Annotated in this window: 27 protein-coding genes; 8 read left to right on the top strand and 19 right to left on the bottom strand. The window is 60.2% G+C overall.

Annotation, left to right across the window (positions count from 1 at the left end):
* Positions 1–62: 62 nt before the first annotated feature.
* The 4 genes from CIB54_RS01195 to CIB54_RS01180 form a co-directional block, all read right to left on the bottom strand.
* The gene (locus CIB54_RS01195; protein WP_057724598.1) at positions 63–881 is read right to left on the bottom strand and encodes a M48 family metallopeptidase; all 819 of its coding nucleotides are present in this window, start codon (positions 879–881) and stop codon (positions 63–65) included.
* Positions 882–1003: 122 nt separating this feature from the next.
* A complete protein-coding gene (locus CIB54_RS01190; protein ID WP_101218240.1) occupies positions 1004–1624 on the bottom strand; it encodes an SOS response-associated peptidase in 621 nt (206 codons plus the stop codon).
* 37 nt (positions 1625–1661) lie between these two features.
* Positions 1662–1922: a putative signal transducing protein gene (locus tag CIB54_RS01185; protein WP_065951632.1), complete on the bottom strand. Its 261-nt coding sequence runs from the start codon at positions 1920–1922 to the stop codon at positions 1662–1664.
* A gap of 11 nt (positions 1923–1933) precedes the next feature.
* Positions 1934–2116, bottom strand: coding sequence for a CPXCG motif-containing cysteine-rich protein (locus CIB54_RS01180; RefSeq protein ID WP_065951631.1), 183 nt, complete (start codon positions 2114–2116; stop codon positions 1934–1936).
* Between the two features lie 132 nt (positions 2117–2248).
* Here CIB54_RS01180 and CIB54_RS01175 point away from each other — a divergent pair, with 132 nt between their 5' ends.
* Positions 2249–3412: a 1-acyl-sn-glycerol-3-phosphate acyltransferase gene (locus tag CIB54_RS01175; RefSeq protein WP_175413287.1), complete on the top strand. Its 1164-nt coding sequence runs from the start codon at positions 2249–2251 to the stop codon at positions 3410–3412.
* A 120-nt stretch (positions 3413–3532) separates the two neighbouring features.
* On the opposite strand, the gene CIB54_RS01170 is transcribed toward CIB54_RS01175, so the two are convergent.
* On the bottom strand, positions 3533–3781 hold the full coding sequence (locus CIB54_RS01170; RefSeq protein ID WP_065951629.1) for a hypothetical protein: 249 nt from the start codon (positions 3779–3781) through the stop codon (positions 3533–3535).
* A 183-nt stretch (positions 3782–3964) separates the two neighbouring features.
* On the opposite strand from CIB54_RS01170, the gene CIB54_RS01165 reads away from it, so the two are divergent.
* Complete coding sequence (locus tag CIB54_RS01165; RefSeq protein WP_065951628.1) at positions 3965–4174, top strand: hypothetical protein; 210 nt, start codon at positions 3965–3967, stop codon at positions 4172–4174.
* A gap of 56 nt (positions 4175–4230) precedes the next feature.
* On the opposite strand, the gene CIB54_RS01160 is transcribed toward CIB54_RS01165, so the two are convergent.
* Positions 4231–4815: a YajG family lipoprotein gene (locus tag CIB54_RS01160; protein ID WP_057724591.1), complete on the bottom strand. Its 585-nt coding sequence runs from the start codon at positions 4813–4815 to the stop codon at positions 4231–4233.
* 182 nt (positions 4816–4997) lie between these two features.
* Between CIB54_RS01160 and CIB54_RS01155 the strand changes: the two genes are divergently transcribed.
* Both CIB54_RS01155 and mqo read left to right on the top strand, forming a co-directional pair.
* Positions 4998–5231, top strand: coding sequence for a hypothetical protein (locus CIB54_RS01155; protein ID WP_065951627.1), 234 nt, complete (start codon positions 4998–5000; stop codon positions 5229–5231).
* A gap of 702 nt (positions 5232–5933) precedes the next feature.
* On the top strand, positions 5934–7472 hold the full coding sequence (gene mqo, locus CIB54_RS01150) for a malate dehydrogenase (quinone) (RefSeq protein WP_065951626.1): 1539 nt from the start codon (positions 5934–5936) through the stop codon (positions 7470–7472).
* Positions 7473–7574: 102 nt separating this feature from the next.
* Here the strand turns inward: mqo and CIB54_RS01145 are convergent, their stop codons facing one another.
* The 3 genes from CIB54_RS01145 to CIB54_RS01135 all read right to left on the bottom strand — a co-directional run bounded on the left by CIB54_RS01145 (position 7575) and on the right by CIB54_RS01135 (position 8998).
* Positions 7575–7862: a PA4642 family protein gene (locus CIB54_RS01145; RefSeq protein WP_065951625.1), complete on the bottom strand. Its 288-nt coding sequence runs from the start codon at positions 7860–7862 to the stop codon at positions 7575–7577.
* Positions 7863–7969: 107 nt separating this feature from the next.
* Positions 7970–8437, bottom strand: a complete 468-nt coding sequence (locus tag CIB54_RS01140; RefSeq protein WP_065951624.1) for a WbuC family cupin fold metalloprotein — start codon at positions 8435–8437, stop codon at positions 7970–7972.
* Between the two features lie 3 nt (positions 8438–8440).
* On the bottom strand, positions 8441–8998 hold the full coding sequence (locus tag CIB54_RS01135; RefSeq protein ID WP_065885799.1) for a hypoxanthine-guanine phosphoribosyltransferase: 558 nt from the start codon (positions 8996–8998) through the stop codon (positions 8441–8443).
* 163 nt (positions 8999–9161) lie between these two features.
* Here CIB54_RS01135 and upp point away from each other — a divergent pair, with 163 nt between their 5' ends.
* Positions 9162–9800, top strand: coding sequence for a uracil phosphoribosyltransferase (gene upp / locus CIB54_RS01130; protein WP_003188608.1), 639 nt, complete (start codon positions 9162–9164; stop codon positions 9798–9800).
* Between the two features lie 2 nt (positions 9801–9802).
* Complete coding sequence (locus CIB54_RS01125; protein WP_065885798.1) at positions 9803–11077, top strand: uracil-xanthine permease family protein; 1275 nt, start codon at positions 9803–9805, stop codon at positions 11075–11077.
* A gap of 126 nt (positions 11078–11203) precedes the next feature.
* Here the strand turns inward: CIB54_RS01125 and hisC are convergent, their stop codons facing one another.
* From hisC to CIB54_RS01075, 10 genes are all read right to left on the bottom strand, one after another.
* Positions 11204–12256, bottom strand: coding sequence for a histidinol-phosphate transaminase (gene hisC / locus CIB54_RS01120; RefSeq protein ID WP_101218239.1), 1053 nt, complete (start codon positions 12254–12256; stop codon positions 11204–11206).
* 3 nt (positions 12257–12259) lie between these two features.
* Positions 12260–13579: a histidinol dehydrogenase gene (gene hisD / locus CIB54_RS01115; RefSeq protein ID WP_065951622.1), complete on the bottom strand. Its 1320-nt coding sequence runs from the start codon at positions 13577–13579 to the stop codon at positions 12260–12262.
* A gap of 127 nt (positions 13580–13706) precedes the next feature.
* Positions 13707–14342 carry an ATP phosphoribosyltransferase gene (hisG, locus tag CIB54_RS01110; RefSeq protein ID WP_003188599.1) on the bottom strand — a complete coding sequence of 212 codons (636 nt, stop codon included), beginning with the start codon at positions 14340–14342 and terminating at the stop codon, positions 13707–13709.
* A gap of 213 nt (positions 14343–14555) precedes the next feature.
* A complete protein-coding gene (murA, locus tag CIB54_RS01105; RefSeq protein WP_065951621.1) occupies positions 14556–15821 on the bottom strand; it encodes a UDP-N-acetylglucosamine 1-carboxyvinyltransferase in 1266 nt (421 codons plus the stop codon).
* 23 nt (positions 15822–15844) lie between these two features.
* Positions 15845–16084: a BolA family protein gene (locus CIB54_RS01100; RefSeq protein ID WP_003188597.1), complete on the bottom strand. Its 240-nt coding sequence runs from the start codon at positions 16082–16084 to the stop codon at positions 15845–15847.
* A 114-nt stretch (positions 16085–16198) separates the two neighbouring features.
* The gene (locus tag CIB54_RS01095; RefSeq protein ID WP_065951620.1) at positions 16199–16504 is read right to left on the bottom strand and encodes an STAS domain-containing protein; all 306 of its coding nucleotides are present in this window, start codon (positions 16502–16504) and stop codon (positions 16199–16201) included.
* Positions 16501–17148, bottom strand: a complete 648-nt coding sequence (locus CIB54_RS01090) for an MlaC/ttg2D family ABC transporter substrate-binding protein (RefSeq protein ID WP_065885793.1) — start codon at positions 17146–17148, stop codon at positions 16501–16503. Before CIB54_RS01090 ends, CIB54_RS01095 begins: the two co-directional genes overlap by 4 nt.
* Before the next feature lie 11 nt (positions 17149–17159).
* The gene (mlaD, locus tag CIB54_RS01085; protein ID WP_065885792.1) at positions 17160–17627 is read right to left on the bottom strand and encodes an outer membrane lipid asymmetry maintenance protein MlaD; all 468 of its coding nucleotides are present in this window, start codon (positions 17625–17627) and stop codon (positions 17160–17162) included.
* Complete coding sequence (mlaE, locus tag CIB54_RS01080) at positions 17627–18424, bottom strand: lipid asymmetry maintenance ABC transporter permease subunit MlaE (protein ID WP_057724578.1); 798 nt, start codon at positions 18422–18424, stop codon at positions 17627–17629. Before mlaE ends, mlaD begins: the two co-directional genes overlap by 1 nt.
* Positions 18424–19233 carry an ATP-binding cassette domain-containing protein gene (locus CIB54_RS01075; protein WP_057724577.1) on the bottom strand — a complete coding sequence of 270 codons (810 nt, stop codon included), beginning with the start codon at positions 19231–19233 and terminating at the stop codon, positions 18424–18426. The genes mlaE and CIB54_RS01075 overlap by 1 nt, the downstream gene beginning before the upstream one ends.
* 310 nt (positions 19234–19543) lie before the next feature.
* Here CIB54_RS01075 and CIB54_RS01070 point away from each other — a divergent pair, with 310 nt between their 5' ends.
* The gene (locus CIB54_RS01070; RefSeq protein ID WP_065951619.1) at positions 19544–20518 is read left to right on the top strand and encodes a KpsF/GutQ family sugar-phosphate isomerase; all 975 of its coding nucleotides are present in this window, start codon (positions 19544–19546) and stop codon (positions 20516–20518) included.
* A complete protein-coding gene (locus tag CIB54_RS01065) occupies positions 20519–21043 on the top strand; it encodes a KdsC family phosphatase (protein ID WP_005784847.1) in 525 nt (174 codons plus the stop codon). It abuts the gene before it with no gap.

The following is a 21043-nucleotide window of genomic DNA, read 5'->3' as shown; positions in this document are numbered from 1 at the left end:
AGCTGCAAGAAGAAGCATTGCTTTTTCTTACAGCTTGAAGCTTGCCACTTGCAGCTCAAGCCCTAGGACTTCTTGGCCTGTTGGTAAAGCGGCATGACCTTCGGAATCGCCGCCTGCAACGAGGCGATACGGCTGTCCGAAGCCGGGTGAGTACTCATGAACTCCGGCGGTGCGCCTTCGGAAGCCTTGGCCATCTTGTTCCACAGCGTGATGGCCGCGTTCGGGTTGTAACCGGCGCGGGCGGCCAGCTCAAGGCCGATCAGGTCGGCTTCGTTCTCATTGCTGCGGCTATTGGGCAAGGTCATGCCATAGTTGGCCACGGTATCGGCCAGCGCCAGGCTGTCCTGGCCGAGTCCGAATATTGCCCCGGCGCCCTGCTTCGCCATCTCGATACCGTAGGCCTTGGACATGGCTTCGCGGCCGTGCTCACGCAAGGCGTGGGCGATTTCATGGCCCATCACGGCGGCGAGTTCATCATCGGTGAGCTTGAGGTTATCGATCAATGCGCTGTACACCAGGATCTTGCCACCCGGCCCGCAGTTGGCGTTCATCTCATCGCTCTTGATCAGGTTCACTTCCCACTTCCATTGCGCCGCATCCGGGCGGAAGGTCGGTGCCTGGGCGATCAGGCGATTGGCGATGGCCTGCACGCGCTTGGCGTTGGCGCTGGTCTTGTCCAGAACCCCTTTGCCACTGGCCTCGCCCAGGGTCTGCTGGTAAGACTGGGCGTACATCTGGTCGACTTCCTGGCTCGACAGCATGCTGAACATGTACTGCTTGCGCTCAACCCCAACCGCACCGCCGCTGGTGGTGTTGACCGACTGACACCCGGCCAGCAACATCGCTGCAACCAACCCGCTTACCGCCAATGACTTCTTCATGAACACACTCCCTGGAAACATGGCGCGTATCGTAGGCGCACATTTGTATCGGCGCCAGATACATCAGACGTTTAACGGGTGTATTTCGGATCCCTCTCACGTTCCGGCCGATACGCTCAGGCTCAAGCCGGGGTCAGGCACTCCGGCCCATTGAGCTTGGGATCGTTGACCATATTGGCCAGTACCCGCTCGCGCAAAGCAGCGGGTTCGGCGGCCAGCAGACTTTGCAGCACATGCAGCGGCGTTTCGGGATCCAGCCAGGCGGCCTGCCCCGCCTGGTCCAGAATCAACGGTCGGCGCTGGGCCTGCGCAGCTTGAGTGATGACCGCCGTGCTCAACCACACCTGCTCCTGCACCGGATACGCTTCCCAGATCGCCGCGAAAAACAGCGTGGAGCCTTCCCCCGGCGTCAGCCAGTACGGGCGTTTGCGCTGGGTGCCGCGCCATTCGTAAAACCCGTTGGCCGGCAGTAGGCAGCGGCGCTGGCGGAACGCTTCGCGAAACATCGGCTGCTCGGCCACGGTTTCGGCGCGGGCATGGGCCGGCGTGCGGGACAGGTCGGTGAGCCAAGGTGGCGTAAGGCCCCAACGCGCGCGCGCCAGGGTGAGCTGGCCGTCGATGGCGCGCTGGATCAGCACCGAATCATTGGGGGAAATATTCCACTGGGCCTGCTGGTCGGCCGGGAAACCCGGCAAGGCAGCAAAGGCGGGGTTCCAGCGAAACAGGGCATAACGTCCACACATGGGGCAACACGACTCTTGGGGTAAACCGACCGACAGCCTAACAGACCAGTACGTCGGGCAAGCTGTCGGCGTCATCAAAGGGCAACGGCTGCGCGTCGTTATAGGCGGTAATGAGCTCGCGGGCGCAGGCGGCTTGATCATTATCGACCTCCAGTCCCAGCAAGCCGAAGATCGGCAGCTCACCCGTGCCACCAAGCAAATGGCGGCCCACCAGGTGCGCCTTGATGCCTTCGCTGGCGAGCATCTGTTGCAGCAGCTCGCCTTCCATGAGGTTTTCCGGTTCGTAGATTCGCTGCATGGATATTCCTGTCAGTCATTCTCGCTGCGGGTTTCGAGCATCCACTCTTCACCATGGACCTGCAGGTTGAAAATGATCGGTCGGCAACACACCTGGCAGTCCTCGATATAAGTCTGATCACCGCCGGACAAATCCACCGTCGTTTCGACCGTTTCCCCACAATAAGGACAATCGTACAGCGCAGTTTCCAGCATCGCGGTCTCCTAGGTGACTTGTGCGTATAATCGCCGGTCTATTCACAGGGCTATTTCCGGCTGAGCCCGTTTACTCACGCCGCCCCTGGTATTTCCTTTACTTACCCTAGCCGTTTCTAACAAGAGAGCATGATGGGCGAATTCGATACCATCCGACCTTACAACGACAGCGAAGTCCCGGCAGTGCTGGATCGGCTGTTCAGTGACAAGGCCTTTCTGGACATCCTGACCCACTTCCGCTTCCCGCGCTTTGCCGGCGCGCTGGGCTGGCTGCTCAAGCCGATGATCGCGCGCAAACTGCGCCGTGAGTTCGCCGGCGTCACCACCGTGGCGACGCTGCAGGATAAAGTCGAGTATTACGTCGACCATACCATCGACCGCGCGACTGACGGCGTGACCTACACCGGCGTCGAGCAACTGAAATCCGGCACCGCCTACCTGTTTCTGGCCAACCACCGCGACATCGTGATGGACCCGGCCTTCGTCAATTACGCCGTGTACCACGCCGGCCTGCCGACGCCGCGTATCGCCATCGGCGACAACCTGCTGCAAAAACCGTTTGTCAGCGACCTGATGCGCTTGAACAAGAGCTTCATCGTGCACCGCTCGATCACCGGGCGAAAGGAAAAGATGGCGGCCTACCAGTTGCTGTCGGCCTACATCAACCATTCGATCCGCAACGACTGCCAGTCGATCTGGATCGCCCAGGCCGAAGGCCGGGCCAAGGATGGGGATGATCGCACCGAATCGGCAATCCTCAAGATGTTCCACGTCAGCCGCAAGGACGAGCCGTTCGCCGAAGTCATCCAGTCGTTGAACCTGACGCCGGTGTCGATCAGCTATGAGTATGATCCGTGCGACGCCGCCAAGGCCCGCGAGCTGTATATCCGCGCCACCACCGGCACCTACAGCAAAGCGCCGGGCGAGGATGACGTGAGCATTGCGCTGGGCATCACCGGCTACAAAGGCCGGGTGCACGTGAATTTCGCGCCACCGATTACCGAGCGCTTCGAAGACACCAAGTTGCTGGCGGCCGAAATGGACCGGCAGATTCTGGGCGGTTATCGGCTGTTCCCGGTGCACTACCTGGCGTATGCCCAATGGAACGATGCCGACCCGCAACTGGATGTACCCAAGGCCCAAGACGTATTCCCGGCCGATGAGCTGGCCAAGGCGAAGGCCGAGTGGCAGCGGCGCTTGAACGAATGCCCGTCCGAACACCGCCCATACCTGGTGGTGCAGTATGCGACGCCGGTGCGCAATCAATACCGGGTCAAGGCCGGGATCCCTCTGTAAACATCGAACAAAATGTGGGAGGGGGCTTGCCCCCGATTGCGGTGTTTCAGCTCAGTATTTATCGGCTGACCCACCGCTATCGGGGGCAAGCCCCCTCCCACATTTGAATCCCAAGTGTTCTTAGACGTGAGTGCTGAGCCAGGACATGGCCAGCGCCACTCCCAGGCAGGCGAACCCGACACGGTAAGCCTGGCGATGCGCCCGTTCGGTGCGCGTGTCCAGAAACAGCATCGGCTGGTCAATCGCGCGTTCCTCACTTTGCGCGGTGAGTTCGGCCATCGCCCGTTGCGCCAGCAGGCGAGTGATAAACAACAGTATGGCGCCGCAGCAGGCAACCATCAGGGCAATAGCATTAATCAGCAGCGCCATCGCAAAACCTCGGCGAGACAGTATTCGGGTATCGGTCCAGGTACGAACCTGAACGATAGTGGCTCCCTGCGCCTTAAATGTTCCCTCCCCGTTGACGGCTAATGTATCCAGTAATTTACAGCGTCACCTGAACGTCACCTTAACAGGCCACTCTGTTGCCCTTCGACGCTTGAGGAGCTCGTCATGCTGCATGCACAAAACCAGGACCGGCTGTATCTGATCGCCCAGAGCGATGAACAGGAAGCACTGATCGGCGGCCTCGCGTTCAATGTTCAGGACCGCCATTGGCTGGTGTATTGCGCCCTCGCCGGGCACCCGCATGCCGACTTGCCGGAGCTGGACTTACTCACCGGCGTGAGCATGCTGGATTTTTACGTCGATACCGCCGCCTGAAAGCGACAGGCAAAAAAAACCGGGCTCTGCGATGAGCCCGGTTTTCCTTGAACAACTTATTGCGAACTGAGCAACTGGCCGATGCTTGGGTCTTTGAACAGCCGGGTCAAGGCATCGCTGAGCACGTCGCTGACCAGCTTGGTGTTGGTTTCCTGATTCGGCGACATGCCAAAGCGCTGGTTGAGGGACGCCGCGTAGCGGCCACTGTAACGACGGGTACCGGCGCTGACGTCGGACTTGAAGGTTGCGCCGATGGACGCTTCGGTCACATACAGGCCTTCCTTGGGCGACTGGTATTTCAGTTCGGCCAGGGTAACGGTCAGTTGCGGCGCACCTGGCGAATTGGTCGGGGTGAAGCCCAGCAGGCGCACAGCGGCTTCAGCCTGGGCCTGCAGCTTGGGCAGCACGTCCTGGCCAGTCACCGAAATCAGTGCGGTCTCCGGGTACAGGCCGCCACGCGAACCAAGGGTCGGTGACGGGCGACCATCCACCACACGTACCGACACGGGCTGGCCATGCCCGACCGGCGCCAGCTGCGCCGTGACTTTGGGTTGCGGGCTGAGTTGTTGCGGGCTGTTGGCGCAGCCAACCAAAGCCAAACTGGTCACAGTGATCAAACCGAACAACAGGCGTTGCAACATACTCATTTCTCCAGGACTGGGCGCAGACAGGTCGCCAGTATAACGGTGCACGCGCATCACTCACCAGCGATCCTGAACCGCAGCTGAAGGCATCGGCAAATTACAATTTCCCATAAAAGCGTCATTCCAATGTCATGCCAGACTGACAACCTTCAAGCATGTAACGCAACCGGTACACCGCCATGCGCCTTCTCAAGTCACTGTTCCTGTCACACAGCCGCCACCGCCACTTTGCCCTGCTCGATGCCCACGGTCATTGCCTGGCGTTCAAGCAATGCAGCTTGCCGCCCGTCGGCGAAGGCTGGGTCGAAGTCGCGGAGACCCATCTAGGCTGGATGCACCGTCCGCTGCCGGCCAGCGCCAGGGTCAGCCCTCAATTTGTACGCGCACAATCGCGGCAAGCGTTGGCCTCCTGACCGGCGCACTAATAAAAGTCATAAAACACGCCCATTTCCCTGGCGTTCTTCGCTACAATCTCCCCCCGATTATAAGGACGTCTCCTGATCGGGCCCCGCAGCATCGTTATTGCCTTGGCATTAACCTCCAAATCGCCCACAGAGAGCCGCCCACACAGATCGAGTGAAGCTGGCGTGCTTGCTGTTTCCTGTGCAAACCACCCGTCTTTTACCGAATCTGCCAGAGCTGCCATTGCGCTCGGCCACTTGAGTTGTTTGCCCGTTTCGCGGGCCAGGTGCCAGGCTGGGGCAGCCCTTTTTTGAGGTTCACGTCTTCAAAAGAGCGTGAAAAAAACGGGTTTTCACAACTTCACAAGAGTGTGGCGAGCAAATGAATAGTTTGGCGTTTGTACAAGCACCATCAGCGTCTGAAACAGCCCAACACAGGACCGAGCGTTCCTCAATAACCGGAGCTTGAGCCTGTCCGCTACGGATTGGTTGCACGAATCGCACGCTTTGACCATAAGTCGAATTGCCACAGGCGCCCATGAATGCGTTCATAGGCGCATTAGCCGGGCAGGAAGCGTGCGCTGAAGTTGCAAAGAATTGCGAAACGGACATGGCGATCCTGGCCATGGGTAACCTGGGGCACACGTGAACCGCCCTGTCACTCCTGGCAGCCATGCCGTCAATTTGGTGCTGCAGATTTTGGAGACGCGTTAAATGGCGCATAACGAAGCAGTCGACGTAGTTCTGGTAGGGGCCGGCATCATGAGTGCCACCCTGGCCGTTCTGCTCAAAGAGCTCGACCCCGGCCTCAAGCTGGAAGTCGTTGAGCTGATGGACTCGGGTGCCGCGGAGAGTTCCAACCCGTGGAACAACGCCGGTACCGGCCACGCCGGGCTCTGTGAGCTGAACTACACGCCGCAGGCCGCCGATGGTTCCATCGACATCAAGAAAGCCGTGCACATCAACACCCAGTTCGAGGTGTCGAAGCAGTTCTGGGCGTACCTGGCCAAAAAAGGCACCTTTGGCTCGTGCAAGTCCTTTATCAGCCCGGTCCCGCACTTGAGTTTCGTGCAGGGCGACAACGGCGTTGCCTTCCTCAAGAAGCGTTTTGAAACCCTCAGCCAGCACCATGCGTTTTCGGACATGCATTACACCGAAGACCGCAGCGAGATGGCCGAGTGGATGCCGCTGATGATGCCGGGTCGCCCGCTCGATGAAAAAATCGCCGCAACCCGCGTGATGAATGGCACTGACGTCAACTTTGGCGCCCTGACCAACCAGCTGCTCAATCACCTGACCAGTTCGCCCGATGCCCAGGTCAAGTACTGCAAGCGCGTCACCGGCCTCAAGCGCAATGGCGCCGGCTGGACCGTCAGTATCAAGGACGTCAACAGTGGCAACAGCCGCGAAGTGGATGCCAAGTTCGTATTCCTCGGTGCCGGCGGTGCGGCCCTCCCGCTGCTGCAGGCGTCGGGCATCGAAGAGAGCAAAGGCTTCGGCGGTTTCCCGGTCAGCGGCCAGTGGCTGCGTTGCGACAACCCGGAAGTGGTCAAGCAGCACCAGGCCAAGGTCTATAGCCAGGCTGCCGTGGGTTCGCCACCGATGTCCGTGCCGCACCTGGACACCCGCGTGGTGGATGGCAAGAAGTCGCTGTTGTTCGGACCGTACGCCGGGTTCACCACCAAGTTCCTCAAGCACGGCTCGTTCCTGGACCTGCCGATGTCGATTCGTGCCGGCAACATCGGCCCGATGCTGGCAGTGGCTCGCGACAACATGGACCTGACCAAGTACCTGGTCAGCGAAGTGCGCCAGTCCATGGAGCAGCGCCTGGAATCCCTGCGCCGCTTCTACCCTGAAGCGAAAGCCGAAGACTGGCGCCTGGAAGTGGCCGGCCAACGCGTGCAGATCATCAAGAAGGACCCGAAGAAAGGCGGCGTGCTGCAATTCGGCACCGAGCTGGTTGCCGCCGCAGATGGTTCGCTGGCGGCGCTGCTGGGCGCTTCGCCGGGCGCTTCGGTGACGGTGTCGATCATGCTGGAGTTGATCGAGCGCTGCTTCCCGCAGAAGGCTGCCGGTGAATGGACGACCAAGCTGCACGAGATCTTCCCGGCGCGCGAAAAAGTGCTGGAGACGGATGCCGAGTTGTATCGCAGGATCAACACGCAGAACAACATCAGCCTGGAGCTGGTGGAACCTGTAGGAGCGAGCTCGCTCGCGAAAAACGTCAACGATAACGCAGCGCAAGTGGATTAACGCGGCGCTCTCAGGTTCTTCGCGAGCAAGCTCGCTCCTACCGTTAAAAGCGAAACGCCCCGGACTCAATGAGGCCGGGGCGTTTTTTTATGGCTGGAATAATCAGCCGCGCGCGTTGTCGATCAGCGCGATGTACTCGGCGGCGTTGCGCTGGTCCTTGATCAGGTCGACAAAGGTCTGGCCATGCTCGTCCTGGCCATCAAGGTCCAGGCCAGCTTCCTTGAAGAACCCCAGGAAGCGCTCGAAGTCATCGATGCGCAGGCCGCGATAGGCCTTGATCAGTTTATGCAGGGACGGAGAAGTCGCATCGACCGGTTCGAAGTTCAGGAACAACTTGATCTGGTCGTCGCCGATCTCGTCACCGATCACCTGTTTTTTATCTTTACGCATTACCGACTCCAGCCTGCAGACATTGACACGGGGCTTGAAGTCTACCTGTGGTGCACGGGCTTCGAAAGCGTTGAAGAGCCCCCTCCCACATTTGGATTTCAGCCGACTCAATCGAACTGGGCGAGCATCCAGCGTTGGTAGTCGGCCACGCCGGCATCGCCTTCGCGCGGCGCCCAGGCGGCCTGCTCACCCTCACCCACCGGCCGATAAGGCCCGGCCTTGCATTCGAACATCACCGTATCGGGCTCCAGCACTGCCAGGCCATGGAATACACCCGGCGGCAGGTCGACGCCGGCGCACTCACCACCCGCCTGCATGACGCGCTTGGCGATGACTTCGCCGGTTTCGCTGAATATCAGCAAACCCAGCCGGCCCTTGAGCACCAGCAAGGTTTCCGCCTTGTCCGCGCTCAGGTGCCGATGAGGCGGCACGTAGGTACTCGGTTGCAGGGCCACGGCGAGACGATGACACGGTTCTTCCATCTGGTGGAAGTTATGATGGTGCCGGCCACGGGGGCTGTCGCCCGCTTTCTCGGCCAACTCTGCAAATAAGGTCTGATCAAGAAAACGGGCCATCGATTACATTCCTTTAACGGCGTAGATGCCATTGGCGTTACGCCAGTAGCCCTTGTAGTCCATGCCATAACCGAAGATATAGCGGTCGATGCACGGCAACCCGACGAAATCGGCTTTCAGCTCGGGGCGCGCCTTGCGATCGTGGTCTTTGTCGATCAGCACGGCGGTGTGCACTTTACGCGCGCCGGCATGTTTGCAGAAGTCGATGATCGCGCCCAGGGTATGCCCTTCGTCGAGAATGTCATCAATGATCAGCACGTCACGGTCGATAAACGAAACTTCCGGCTTGGCCTTCCAGAACAGATCGCCGCCACTGGTTTCGTTGCGATAGCGGGTGGCATGCAGGTAAGACGCTTCCAACGGGAATTGCAGATGGGTGAGCAATTTGCCGGCGAAGATCAGGCCACCGTTCATCACGCAGAAAACTACTGGGTTTGTGTCGGCCATTTCGCGGGTGATGTGCGCGCCAACCTTGGCGATCGCTGCTTCGACTTGCGCTTCGGTGTACAGGCAGTCAGCCTCGTGCATGATTTGACGGATATGCTCGAGATCAGCGGACATGGCGCTCTCCAAGGGGTGCTGTGGCAAGAAAAGCGGGCGAAGGTACGCTTCTCGTGCGCTCCAATCAAGCCTTTATGGACTAACGTACTTGATGTCTATAGGACAACACCCTCGGATAGATTAATCTAGGCCGGTTTTTTTGCCCGCCGCCGGAGCCTTTCCCATGCCCACTCGCGAGATCCGCCACCCGCTGATCCGACACAAACTCGGCCTTATGCGCCGTGCCGACATCAGCACGAAGAATTTCCGTGAGCTTGCTCAGGAAGTCGGAGCGCTGCTCACTTACGAAGCCACCAAGGATTTGCCCCTGGAAACCTACGAGATCCCCGGTTGGGCCGGTCCCGTACAAGTGGAGAAAATCGCCGGTAAGAAAATTACCGTGGTGCCGATCCTGCGCGCCGGTATCGGCATGCTCGAAGGCGTGCTCAGCCTGATCCCGGGCGCCAAGGTCAGCGCCGTGGGCGTGGCCCGCAATGAAGAAACACTGCAGGCCCACACCTACCTGGAAAAACTCGTCCCGGAAATCAACGAGCGCCTGGCCATGATCATCGACCCGATGCTTGCCACCGGCAGCTCCATGGTCGCCACCATCGACCTGCTGAAAAAAGCCGGCTGCCGCGACATCCGCGCCATGGTGCTGGTTGCCGCCCCCGAAGGTATCGCCGCCGTCGAGAAAGCGCACCCTGACGTGCAGATCTACACCGCCTCCATCGACGAACGCCTGAATGAACACGGCTACATCATCCCAGGCCTGGGCGATGCCGGTGACAAGATCTTCGGCACCAAGCAGAAGGACGCGTGAGCATGCAGGATGAATTCAACGACCCGCTTTGGCGCCAGATCCTGTCTGGCGCACAGATGCTCTTCGTAGCATTTGGCGCGCTGGTGTTGATGCCGCTGATCACAGGTCTTGATCCAAACGTCGCACTGTTCACCGCAGGCCTGGGCACGTTGTTGTTCCAGGTGGTGACAGGGCGGCAGGTGCCGGTGTTCCTGGCATCGAGCTTTGCGTTCATCACCCCGATCATTCTCGCCAAGGGCCAGTTCGGCCTCGCGGCGACCATGGGCGGGGTGATGGCGGCGGGTTTCGTCTATACCTTCCTGGGCCTTGCCGTGAAGGTCAAAGGCACCGGTTTCATCGACCGACTGCTGCCGCCGGTAGTGATCGGCCCGGTGATCATTTCTATCGGCCTGGCCATGGCGCCGATTGCCGCCAATATGGCCATGGGCAAGTCCGGCGACGGCGCCGAGTTGATCCACTACCAGACGGCCATGCTGATCTCGATGCCCGCACTGCTGACCACCTTGATCGTGGCGGTGTTCGGCAAGGGCATTTTCCGCCTGGTGCCGATCATCTCCGGCGTGCTGGTGGGTTTTGCCATGTCGTTCTACTTCGGCGTGGTCGACACGGCGAAGATCGCCGCCGCACCGTGGTTCGCCCTGCCCCACTTCACCGCGCCGGAGTTCAACTGGCAGGCGATCCTGTTTATCGTCCCGGTGGCCCTGGCCCCTGCGATCGAACATATCGGTGGCGTGATTGCGGTAGGCAGCGTGACCGGTCGCGACTACCTGAAGAAGCCCGGCCTGCACCGCACCTTGCTGGGTGACGGGATTGCCACGACGGCCGCCGGTCTGTTTGGCGGCCCGCCCAATACCACCTACGCCGAAGTGACGGGCGCGGTGATGCTGACCAAGAACTACAACCCGAAAATCATGACCTGGGCTGCGGTGTTCGCAATCAGCCTGGCGTTCATCGGCAAGTTCGGCGCGCTGCTGCAAAGCATCCCGGTGCCGGTGATGGGCGGGATTCTGTGCCTGCTGTTCGGCTCGATTGCGGCGGTGGGGATGAATACGCTGATCCGCCACAGGATCGACCTGGGTGAGGCGCGCAATCTGGTGATTGTGTCGGTGACCCTGGTGTTCGGGATTGGCGGTGTACTGGTAGGCACCGGCACCGGCCCGGACGATTTCGGCCTCAAGGGCATCGCCCTGTGTGCGGTGGTGGCGATTGGTTTGAACCTGCTGCTGCCGGGCAACGACGGCTGGAAGAACAAGAAGCCTGACGAGCCGCTGCTCTAACTAACACCCTGGAACCCAATGTGGGAGGGGGCTTGCCCCCGATGGCAGTGTGGCAGTCAATACATCTGTTGACTGACACTCCGCTATCGGGGGCAAGCCCCCTCCCACATTGTATTGCGGCGTCTGTCAGAGCTCGCCCAGGCCATCAACCAGCGCCTGGTTCTGCTCCGGCGTGCCGATGCTGATCCGCAGGAACTGGGCAATCCGCTCCTGCTTGAAGTGCCGCACGATCACGCCTTGCTCACGCAACTTGGCCGCCAGGCCGGCAGCGTCATGTCGTGGGTGACGAGCGAAGATAAAGTTGGCGGCGGACGGCAGCACTTCGAAGCCTTTATCTTCCAGTTGTGCCACCACTTTGTTGCGGCTGTCGATCACCCATTGGCACGTCTTCTCGAAGTACTCACGGTCCTCGAACGCGGCGGCCGCGCCTACAATCGCCAACCGATCCAGCGGATAAGAGTTGAAGCTGTTCTTGACCCGCTCAAGCGCCTCGATGAGGTCCGGGTGACCCACGGCCAGGCCCACCCGCAAACCGGCCAGTGAGCGCGATTTGGACAGAGTCTGTGTTACCAGCAGGTTGGGGTAACGGTCCACCAGCCTGATGGCCGTCTCGCCGCCGAAGTCAATATAGGCTTCATCGACCACCACCACCGAGTCCGGGCTGGCCTTGAGGATCTGCTCCACGGCGTCCAGCGCCAGCACGCAGCCGGTCGGCGCGTTCGGGTTGGGGAAAATGATCCCGCCGTTGGGCCGCGCATAGTCGGCCGCGCGAATCTGGAACTGCTCATCCAATGGCACCGCGTCGAACGTGATGCCATACAGGCCGCAATACACCGGATAGAAGCTGTAGCTGATATCCGGGAACAGCAGCGGCAGCTCGTGCTGGAACAAGCCGTGAAAAATGTGCGCCAGGACTTCGTCGGAACCGTTGCCGAGGAACACCTTGCCCGCATCGATCCCGTAATGGCTGGCTACGGCCTGCTTGAGCAGGTCGCTGTTAGGGTCCGGGTACAGACGCAAGTTCTCGTTCAACTCGGCCTGCATCGCCGCCAGTACCTTGGGCGATGGGCCGTAGGGGTTTTCGTTGGTGTTGAGCTTGACCAGCTTGGTCAGCTTCGGCTGTTCGCCGGGCACGTAAGGCACGAGATCCTTGACGAAAGGGCTCCAGAATTTACTCATGCCTCATTTCCCCTCTTCAAGAATGCGGTATTCAGCGCTGCGCGCGTGGGCGCTCAGTGACTCGCCACGGGCCAGCACCGACGCGGTCTTGCCCAATTCGGACGCGCCCTGGGGCGAACAGAAGATGATCGACGACCGCTTCTGGAAGTCATACACCCCCAGCGGCGACGAAAAGCGCGCGGTGCCGGAGGTCGGCAATACGTGGTTCGGGCCTGCGCAGTAGTCGCCCAGGGCTTCACTGGTGTGGCGCCCCATGAAGATCGCCCCGGCGTGACGAATCAACGGCAGCCAGGCTTGTGGGTCTGCGACGGACAGCTCAAGGTGTTCCGGCGCGATACGGTTGGCCACGTCGATGGCTTGCTCCATGTCGCTCACCAGAATCAGTGCGCCACGCCCGTTGATCGATTTTTCGATGATCTCGGCGCGCTCCATGGTCGGTAACAGCTTGTCGATGCTGGCGGCAACCTGGTCGAGGAAGTCGGCGTCCGGGCTGACCAGGATCGCCTGGGCGTCTTCGTCGTGCTCGGCCTGGGAGAACAGGTCCATGGCGATCCAGTCCGGGTCGGTCTGGCCGTCACACACCACGAGGATTTCCGAAGGCCCGGCGATCATGTCGATACCGACCTGGCCGAATACATGGCGCTTGGCGGTGGCGACGTAGATATTGCCCGGCCCCACCACCTTGTCGACCTTTGGCACGCTTTCAGTGCCATAGGCCAGGGCAGCCACTGCCTGGGCGCCGCCGATGGTGAACACCCGGTCGACACCGGCGATGCAGGCGGCGGCCAATACCAGTTCGTTGAGTTCGCCACGCGGGGTCGGCACCACCATGACCACTTCGGTCACGCCCGCCACTTTGGCCGGGATCGCGTTCATCAACACCGACGACGGGTACGAGGCTTTGCCGCCCGGCACATACAGGCCGGCGCGGTCCAGCGGCGTGACCTTCTGACCCAGCACGGTGCCGTCGGCCTCGGTGTAGCTCCAGGAATCCTGCTTCTGTTTTTCGTGATAGCTGCGCACCCGCGCCGCCGCCACTTCCAGCGCTTCACGCTGGGGCGCGGTGATACGCGTCAGCGCCAGTTCCAGGCGTTCACGGGGCAGGATCAAGTCAGCCATGGACTTGACGTCCAGGCCGTCAAACTGACGGGTGAAATCCACCAGTGCCGCATCGCCGCGCTCGCGCACGGCTTTGATGATGTCGAGCACCCGCTGGTTGACCGAGTCGTCGGACACGCTTTCCCAGCTCAGCAGATGATCCAGATGATGGGCGAAATCCGGGTCGGCAGCGTTGAGTCGGGCAATTGCAGTGGACGTGGTCATAGCGAGGGCCTCAATGGATTGGCAAAAAACTCAGGCGCCCTAAACTACCGTTCGCTCCGCTTGGGCACCTGAGAATTCTGGCTATGAGGCGGATAGACGGGCGCAGCTTTTCAGCTACGCAGGTGAGTCAACCGCGGTGTCGAGACTCCACTGCCTTGCGCAGGGTGTCGATCAACGCCTGGATACGGGCGTGCTGCATCTTCATCGATGCTTTGTTGACGATCAGGCGCGAGCTGATGTCGGCAATGAAATCCTGGGGTTCGAGACCGTTGGCACGCAGGGTGTTGCCGGTGTCGACCACGTCAATGATCTTGTCGGCCAGGCCGATCAGCGGCGCCAGCTCCATCGAGCCGTAGAGCTTGATGATATCGACCTGACGACCTTGTTCGGCGTAGTAGCGTTTGGCGACATTGACGAACTTGGTCGCCACTCGCAAGCGGCCCTTGGGTTCGACGTCGCCGACACGGCCGGCGGTCATCAGCTTGCACAGCGCGATACGCAGGTCCAATGGCTCGTAGAGGCCCTGGCCACCGTATTCCATCAGCACGTCCTTGCCGGCGACACCCAGGTCGGCGGCGCCATGTTCAACATAGGTTGGCACGTCGGTAGCCCGCACGATCAGCAGGCGCACATCGTCCTGGGTCGTGGGGATGATCAGCTTGCGGCTCTTGTCCGGATTCTCGGTCGGCACGATGCCCGCTTCAGCCAGCAGCGGCAACGTGTCGTCAAGGATGCGGCCCTTGGACAGTGCGATGGTCAACATGGGAAATGTCAGTCCTTCATCAGGCTATTGCTGTCCGGTCGCAAACGGCGCCAGACACAGATCGAGGCCGTTACAGCCTCGATTTGAAACAAACCAGTGTGTGTAGGAGCGAGCTTGCTCGCGAAGAACGTCAACGATAACGCGTTCACTCAGAGTCAACGCGGTGTACATGAGTTTTTCGCGAGCAAGCTCGCTCCTACAATGCAGCGGGGACTAGCCCGGTACGCGGCGGATTTTAGCGCCGAGCATCTGCAGTTTTTCTTCGATGCACTCGTAGCCGCGGTCTATGTGGTAGATGCGGTCGATCAGGGTGTCGCCGTCAGCGCACAGTGCCGAAATCACCAGGCTGGCCGAGGCACGCAGGTCGGTGGCCATCACTGGCGCGCCCTTGAGCTTGTCGATGCCGGTGACGATGGCGGTGTTGCCCTCGACCTGGATCTTGGCGCCCATGCGGTGCAGTTCGTACACATGCATGAAGCGGTTTTCGAAGATGGTCTCGATCACGGCACCGGTGCCTTCAGCGATCGCGTTCAAGGAAATGAACTGCGCCTGCATGTCGGTCGGGAATGCCGGGTAAGGGGCTGTACGCACATTGACGGCTTTTGGCCGCTTGCCGTGCATGTTCAGCTCGATCCAGTCTTCACCGGTGGTGATTTCAGCGCCGGCTTCCTTGAGTTTTTCCAGGACGGCTTCAAGGATGGTCGGATCGGTGTCCTTGACCTTCACGCGGCCACCGGTGACGGCAGCGGCAACCAGGTACGTGCCGGTCTCGATGCGGTCGGGCATGACTTTGTAGGTGGCAGTGTGCAGACGCTCTACACCGTCAATAGTGATGGTGTCGGTGCCAGCGCCGGAAACCTTCGCGCCCATGGCGTTGAGGAAGTTGGCCAGGTCGACCACTTCCGGCTCGCGCGCGGCGTTCTGCAGGACGCTGCGGCCATTGGCCAGGGCAGCGGCCATCATGATGTTCTCGGTACCGGTCACGCTGACGGTATCAAAGAAGAAGTTCGCGCCACGCAGGCCGCCTTCCGGCGCCTTTGCCTTGATGTAGCCGCCTTCGACGTCGATGATCGCGCCCATGGCTTCCAGGCCACGGATGTGCAGGTCAACCGGACGCGAGCCAATGGCGCAACCGCCAGGCAGGGCCACTTCGGCTTCACCGAAACGTGCGACCATCGGGCCGAGTACCAGAATCGACGCACGCATGGTTTTCACCAGCTCGTACGGGGCGATCAGGGTCTTGATGGTGCGAGGGTCGATTTCGACGGACAATTTCTCGTCGATCACAGGCTCGATGCCCATGCGGCCGAACAGCTCGATCATGGTGGTGATGTCGTGCAGGTGCGGCAGGTTGGCCACAGTCACAGGGCCGTCGCACAGCAGGGTCGCCGCCAGGATCGGCAAGGCGGAGTTTTTTGCCCCGGAAATGCGGATCTCGCCATCGAGGCGGGCACCGCCGGTAATAATCAATTTATCCATAAGAATCTCGACGCCTTGGGGGCTCAGGTGCGCTCGGCCCAGGCCGCGCGGCTGAAAAATTTCATAGTGACCGCATGGATGCTGCCATCGGTGATCCATGGGTTCAAATGGGCATAGATCTGCTGCTGACGCTTGACCGGGCTCAATGCCGCCAGTTCATCGCTAATCACGTTCAGCTGGAAATTGCAGCCTTCGCCTTCAACTTCAACAGTCGTTTCCGGCAGCTTTCCTTCAAGGAAGCTCTTAACTTCTAGGGCCTGCATGCTCAACCTCTATCGGCGCCCAGTGCGCACGGGTCGCACATCATACAAAAAAGCCCCGCGCCTGCGAACCCCGCATAGCAGGACTCTGACGGGGGGCTTTGCGATAAATGTGTATTAAGGGTGTGCCAGCAGTTCGGTCAGACCGGAAACCTCGGCAATCTCGCGCATGTCTTCAGGCAACGCACGGATACTGAGTGGCTTTTTTGCCGCTTCGGCATCACGCATAAAGCACAGCAGCAACGACAGACCGACGCTGCTGGACTTGGTCACCGCCGAGCAATCGACCACCAGCGCGGGCGCGCTGCTGGCGTTGATCAGAGCCTGGCCCTGCTTGCGCAGGTCAGGCCCGGTGCGGTAATCGAGCACGCCGCTGAGCAACAGCTCGCCGGCGTTGCCGATACGAACAGCCGACTCGGTCATTGCGCTGGCTTCCCGGCTTCCTTATCGGAAGTTTCCTTGGCCTTGGCGACTTCACCGGCCCAACCATCGATGGTCTTGTCCAGGTTGTTGCCGTTGCGCTGCATCGCGTCGGCGAACTGATCACGGAACAGTTTGCCGATATTGATGCCATTGATGATCACGTTGCGCAGTTTCCACTCGCCGTTGACCTTCTCCAGCGTGTACTGCACAGGGTACACGGCGCCATTGTTGCCCTTGACGCTCATGTTGACGCTGGTGCGGTCACCCGACTCATCACCGGCCGGAGCCACGGTAATGCCCTGGTTGTTGTATTCAAGCAAGGCGTTGCCGTAGAACTGGAACAGCCCGCGCTTGAAGTTTTCCTGGAAACGCTGCATCTGCGCAGGCGTGGCCTTGCGCGAATACTTGACGGTCATGATGCTGCGAGAGATGCCTTCGGCATCCACCACCGGACCGACAATGCTGTTGAGCGCGTTGTAGAACAGGCTCGGGTCCTGTTTGTACTTTTCCTTGTTGGCCGACAGGTCAGCCAGCATTTTGTTGGTGGTGTCCTGCACCAGTTCGTGGGCAGAACCGGCTGCGTTGGCCATCAACGGCAGCGCTGCAAGCAGCACCAGAAGGCCGCGTCGCAAGGTAGAGATCATGAACAGATTCCTCATTTGGCGTCTTTATTGACGGTGTTGAGCAGGAATTTACCGATCAAGTCTTCAAGTACCAACGACGACTGTGTGTCGTGGATTGTCGAACCATCCTTGAGCAGGGCTGTTTCCCCGCCAACGCTGAGACCGATGTACTTCTCGCCCAGCAGACCTGCAGTGAGGATGGATGCGGTGGAGTCCGTCGGCAGATTATCGACCTTCTTGTCCACTTGCATCGTCACTCGCCCGGTGAAGCTGTCGCGATCCAGATCGATTGCCGTGACCTTGCCGACGGTTACGCCAGCCATGGTCACTTTAGCTCTGACCGTCAAACCGGCGATATTGTCGAAGTACGCATAAAGCTTATAAGTGTCGGCGGTGGGGCTGGCCGACAGGCCACTGACCCGCAGGGCCAGCAACAGTAAAGCCAGGATGCCAGCCAGCAAGAAAAGGCCGACACCGATTTCCACAGTGCGGTTTTGCATCAGAAATCTCCAAACATCAAGGCAGTCAAAATGAAGTCAAGGCCCAGTACCGCCAGCGAGGCGTACACAACGGTCTTGGTGGTGGCGCGACTGATCCCTTCTGAAGTGGGTTCACAGTCATAGCCTTGGAATACGGCGATCCAGGTCACTACAAAGGCGAAGACGATGCTCTTTATGATGCCGTTGAGCACGTCGCCCGTGAAGGTCACGCTGTTTTGCATGTTGGCCCAGTAGGAACCGTCATAGACGCCCAACCAGTCCACCGCCACCCACGAACCGCCCCAGATCCCGACCACGCTGAAGATCATCGCCAGCAGCGGCAGGGAAATGAAGCCGGCCCACAGGCGCGGGGCAACAATGTACTTGAGCGGGTCCACGCCGATCATTTCCAGGCTGGACAGCTGCTCGGTGGACTTCATGTTGCCGATTTCGGCGGTCAGCGCCGAACCGGCACGCCCGGCGAACAACAACGCGGTGACCACCGGCCCCAGTTCACGCAACAGGGTCAGGGCGACCATCTGCCCTACCGCCTGCTCGGAACCGTAGCTGGACAGAATGTTGAAGCCTTGCAGCGCCAGCACCATGCCGATGAACACCCCGGAGACCACGATGATCACCAGGGACATCACACCAACCGCATGCAGTTGCTTGAGCAGCAAGCCGAAGCCGCCACCGATGCCGCCGCGGCCGAGCAAGGCGTGGAACAGGAAAATAGTCGAACGCCCGAGGACTTCGACGATGTCGATGCCCGAGCGACCGAAAAGGCGGACCTTCTCGATAATAGATGTTTTGCGCATCAGCGCTTCCCCAGAAGATCTGCGCGGTAGTCCGCTGCCGGAAAGTGAAAAGGCACCGGGCCATCGGGATCGCCGGTCATGAATTGGCGAATGCGCGGGTTATCGGCGTTCATCAGTTCTTCCGGCGTGCCCTGCCCCAGCACCTGGCCATCCCCCACGACATAGAGGTAGTCGGCGATGCTCGCGGTTTCGGCCAGGTCGTGGGACACCACGATGCTGGTGATGCCCAGTGCGTCGTTGAGCAGGCGGATCAGGCGCACCAGCACGCCCATGGCGATCGGGTCCTGGCCCACGAAAGGCTCGTCATACATGAGGATCTGCGGGTCCAGTGCGATGGCGCGCGCCAGGGCGACACGGCGCTTCATGCCGCCGGACAATTCGTCAGGCATCAGGTCGATGGCCCCGCGAAGCCCTACGGCCTGCAGTTTGAGCAGCACAATGTCACGAATCATCTCATCGGACAGCTGGGTATGCACCCGCAGCGGGAACGCCACGTTTTCGAACACATCGAGGTCGGTGAACAGCGCGCCGCTCTGGAACAGAACCCCCATGTGCTTGCGCGCATCGAACAGATCGCTGCGCGACAATGTCGGCAGGTTCTGGCCGTTGACCCATACTTCGCCGGCACTGGGGCGCAATTGCATGCCCATCAGGCGCAGCAAGGTGGTCTTGCCGCAACCGGAAGGCCCCATGATGCCCGTGACTTTTCCGCGAGGAATGCGAATATCGACGTTATTGAAGATGCTGCGCGTACCGCGCTTGAAGGAAAGGCCCTTCAGCTCGACCGCGTAGGCGTTATCGGCACTCATCTAATCTCCTTGGGATGCAGCCTTTCACTCAGACACCATGTATGCGACTTTCGTTTACCGCGGATGCGCAAATGTTTGCGCCATGGGTTGGGCGGACCGAACTGGCCGCGAACTATATCACTGCTGGTACAGCGCCCCCAAGGCCGGAACAGTGCTTGTTCAGATTCAGGACAGCGAAAAAAACGCAGCGGGTTGTGATATTGCGACGAATCCGCAAGACCTTCGGAATAAAGCCTGACGAACTTGCGTGAGGGAATTGATCATTACCGCTATAATCGCCGACTTTTCGTCAGGCTATACGATTTCAGACATGAGCCAATCCAGCGACCTCATTCAGTCCGCACAACGCACCATCCGCCTCGAGCTGGAAGCCGTAGAAGGTTTGCTGGCCCATATCGACGCAGATTTCGTACGCGCCTGCGAGATGATTCTGGCCAGCAAGGGCCGCGTTGTCGTGGTTGGCATGGGCAAATCCGGCCACATCGGCAACAAGATCGCCGCCACCCTGGCAAGCACCGGGACCACCGCTTTTTTCGTGCATCCGGCCGAAGCCAGCCACGGCGACATGGGCATGATCACCAAGGATGACGTGATTCTGGCGCTGTCCAATTCCGGCACCACCAACGAAATCGTGACCCTGTTGCCGTTGATCAAGCGCCTGGGCATCCAGATGATCAGCCTCACCGGCAACCCGGAATCGACCCTGGCCAAGGCCGCCGACGTCAACCTCAACGTGCACGTGGCCCACGAGGCCTGCCCCTTGAACCTGGCACCGACTTCCTCCACCACCGCCGCACTGGTCATGGGCGATGCCCTGGCGGTGGCGCTGCTGGAGGCCCGTGGGTTTACCGCAGAAGACTTCGCATTTTCCCATCCAGGCGGTGCCCTCGGCCGTCGCTTGCTGCTGAAAGTTGAAAATGTCATGCATTCGGGCGCAGAACTTCCAAGCGTTCCACGCGGTACCCTGCTCAGGGACGCGCTGATGGAAATGACCCGCAAGGGCCTGGGCATGACGGCAATCCTGGAGATCGACGGACGCCTGGCCGGGATATTCACCGACGGTGATCTGCGCCGCACCCTGGACCGCACCATTGATATTCACACCGCGACCATCGACGCGGTGATGACACCTCACGGCAAGACCGCCCGCGCTGAAATGCTCGCGGCTGAAGCGCTGAAAATCATGGAAGACCATCGGATCGGTGCGTTGATCGTCGTCGATAACGATGATCGTCCGATCGGAGCCCTTAACCTTGGCGACTTGCTGCGCGCAGGAGTGATGTAAATGACCAGCGATCTGTTGCAACGCGGTAAAAACATCAAGCTGGCGATTTTCGACGTTGACGGCGTGCTGACCGACGGCCGCCTGTACTTCCTCGAAGACGGCAGCGAATTCAAGACATTCAATACGCTCGACGGCCAGGGCATCAAGATGTTGATGGCCGCAGGCGTGCAAACCGCGATTATCAGTGGTCGAAAGACACCCGTTGTGGAACGCCGCGCACAAAACCTGGGGATTGCTCACCTGTATCAGGGCCGCGAGGATAAACTGGTGGTGCTGGACGAGCTTCTTGGCCAACTCAACCTAAGCTATGAACAGGTCGCCTATCTGGGTGACGACCTGCCCGACCTGCCGGTGATCCGCCGCGTAGGCCTGGGCATGGCCGTCGCCAATGCCGCAGCGTTTGTGCGTGAACACGCCCATGGCATTACCACGGCCCGTGGCGGCGAGGGTGCCGCCCGCGAGTTCTGCGAATTGATCCTGCGTGCCCAGGGCAGTCTTGAAGCGGCCCACGCCGCCTACCTATAG

This window comes from Pseudomonas fluorescens (genome assembly GCF_002837185.1).
Classification (GTDB): domain Bacteria; phylum Pseudomonadota; class Gammaproteobacteria; order Pseudomonadales; family Pseudomonadaceae; genus Aquipseudomonas; species Aquipseudomonas fluorescens_AM.
This window is presented reverse-complemented; position numbering and strand designations above follow the sequence as displayed.

Bases quoted from the DNA above. Each gene is read 5' to 3' on its own strand.
- CIB54_RS01195 (WP_057724598.1), bottom strand. From the start codon at position 881: ATGAAGAAGTCATTGGCGGTAAGCGGGTTGGTTGCAGCGATGTTGCTG.
- CIB54_RS01190 (WP_101218240.1), bottom strand. From the start codon at position 1,624: ATGTGTGGACGTTATGCCCTGTTTCGCTGGAACCCCGCCTTTGCTGCC.
- CIB54_RS01185 (WP_065951632.1), bottom strand. From the start codon at position 1,922: ATGCAGCGAATCTACGAACCGGAAAACCTCATGGAAGGCGAGCTGCTG.
- CIB54_RS01180 (WP_065951631.1), bottom strand. From the start codon at position 2,116: ATGCTGGAAACTGCGCTGTACGATTGTCCTTATTGTGGGGAAACGGTC.
- CIB54_RS01175 (WP_175413287.1), top strand. From the start codon at position 2,249: ATGGGCGAATTCGATACCATCCGACCTTACAACGACAGCGAAGTCCCG.
- CIB54_RS01170 (WP_065951629.1), bottom strand. From the start codon at position 3,781: ATGGCGCTGCTGATTAATGCTATTGCCCTGATGGTTGCCTGCTGCGGC.
- CIB54_RS01165 (WP_065951628.1), top strand. From the start codon at position 3,965: ATGCTGCATGCACAAAACCAGGACCGGCTGTATCTGATCGCCCAGAGC.
- CIB54_RS01160 (WP_057724591.1), bottom strand. From the start codon at position 4,815: ATGTTGCAACGCCTGTTGTTCGGTTTGATCACTGTGACCAGTTTGGCT.
- CIB54_RS01155 (WP_065951627.1), top strand. From the start codon at position 4,998: ATGCGCCTTCTCAAGTCACTGTTCCTGTCACACAGCCGCCACCGCCAC.
- mqo (WP_065951626.1), top strand. From the start codon at position 5,934: ATGGCGCATAACGAAGCAGTCGACGTAGTTCTGGTAGGGGCCGGCATC.
- CIB54_RS01145 (WP_065951625.1), bottom strand. From the start codon at position 7,862: ATGCGTAAAGATAAAAAACAGGTGATCGGTGACGAGATCGGCGACGAC.
- CIB54_RS01140 (WP_065951624.1), bottom strand. From the start codon at position 8,437: ATGGCCCGTTTTCTTGATCAGACCTTATTTGCAGAGTTGGCCGAGAAA.
- CIB54_RS01135 (WP_065885799.1), bottom strand. From the start codon at position 8,998: ATGTCCGCTGATCTCGAGCATATCCGTCAAATCATGCACGAGGCTGAC.
- upp (WP_003188608.1), top strand. From the start codon at position 9,162: ATGCCCACTCGCGAGATCCGCCACCCGCTGATCCGACACAAACTCGGC.
- CIB54_RS01125 (WP_065885798.1), top strand. From the start codon at position 9,803: ATGCAGGATGAATTCAACGACCCGCTTTGGCGCCAGATCCTGTCTGGC.
- hisC (WP_101218239.1), bottom strand. From the start codon at position 12,256: ATGAGTAAATTCTGGAGCCCTTTCGTCAAGGATCTCGTGCCTTACGTG.
- hisD (WP_065951622.1), bottom strand. From the start codon at position 13,579: ATGACCACGTCCACTGCAATTGCCCGACTCAACGCTGCCGACCCGGAT.
- hisG (WP_003188599.1), bottom strand. From the start codon at position 14,342: ATGTTGACCATCGCACTGTCCAAGGGCCGCATCCTTGACGACACGTTG.
- murA (WP_065951621.1), bottom strand. From the start codon at position 15,821: ATGGATAAATTGATTATTACCGGCGGTGCCCGCCTCGATGGCGAGATC.
- CIB54_RS01100 (WP_003188597.1), bottom strand. From the start codon at position 16,084: ATGCAGGCCCTAGAAGTTAAGAGCTTCCTTGAAGGAAAGCTGCCGGAA.
- CIB54_RS01095 (WP_065951620.1), bottom strand. From the start codon at position 16,504: ATGACCGAGTCGGCTGTTCGTATCGGCAACGCCGGCGAGCTGTTGCTC.
- CIB54_RS01090 (WP_065885793.1), bottom strand. From the start codon at position 17,148: ATGATCTCTACCTTGCGACGCGGCCTTCTGGTGCTGCTTGCAGCGCTG.
- mlaD (WP_065885792.1), bottom strand. From the start codon at position 17,627: ATGCAAAACCGCACTGTGGAAATCGGTGTCGGCCTTTTCTTGCTGGCT.
- mlaE (WP_057724578.1), bottom strand. From the start codon at position 18,424: ATGCGCAAAACATCTATTATCGAGAAGGTCCGCCTTTTCGGTCGCTCG.
- CIB54_RS01075 (WP_057724577.1), bottom strand. From the start codon at position 19,233: ATGAGTGCCGATAACGCCTACGCGGTCGAGCTGAAGGGCCTTTCCTTC.
- CIB54_RS01070 (WP_065951619.1), top strand. From the start codon at position 19,544: ATGAGCCAATCCAGCGACCTCATTCAGTCCGCACAACGCACCATCCGC.
- CIB54_RS01065 (WP_005784847.1), top strand. From the start codon at position 20,519: ATGACCAGCGATCTGTTGCAACGCGGTAAAAACATCAAGCTGGCGATT.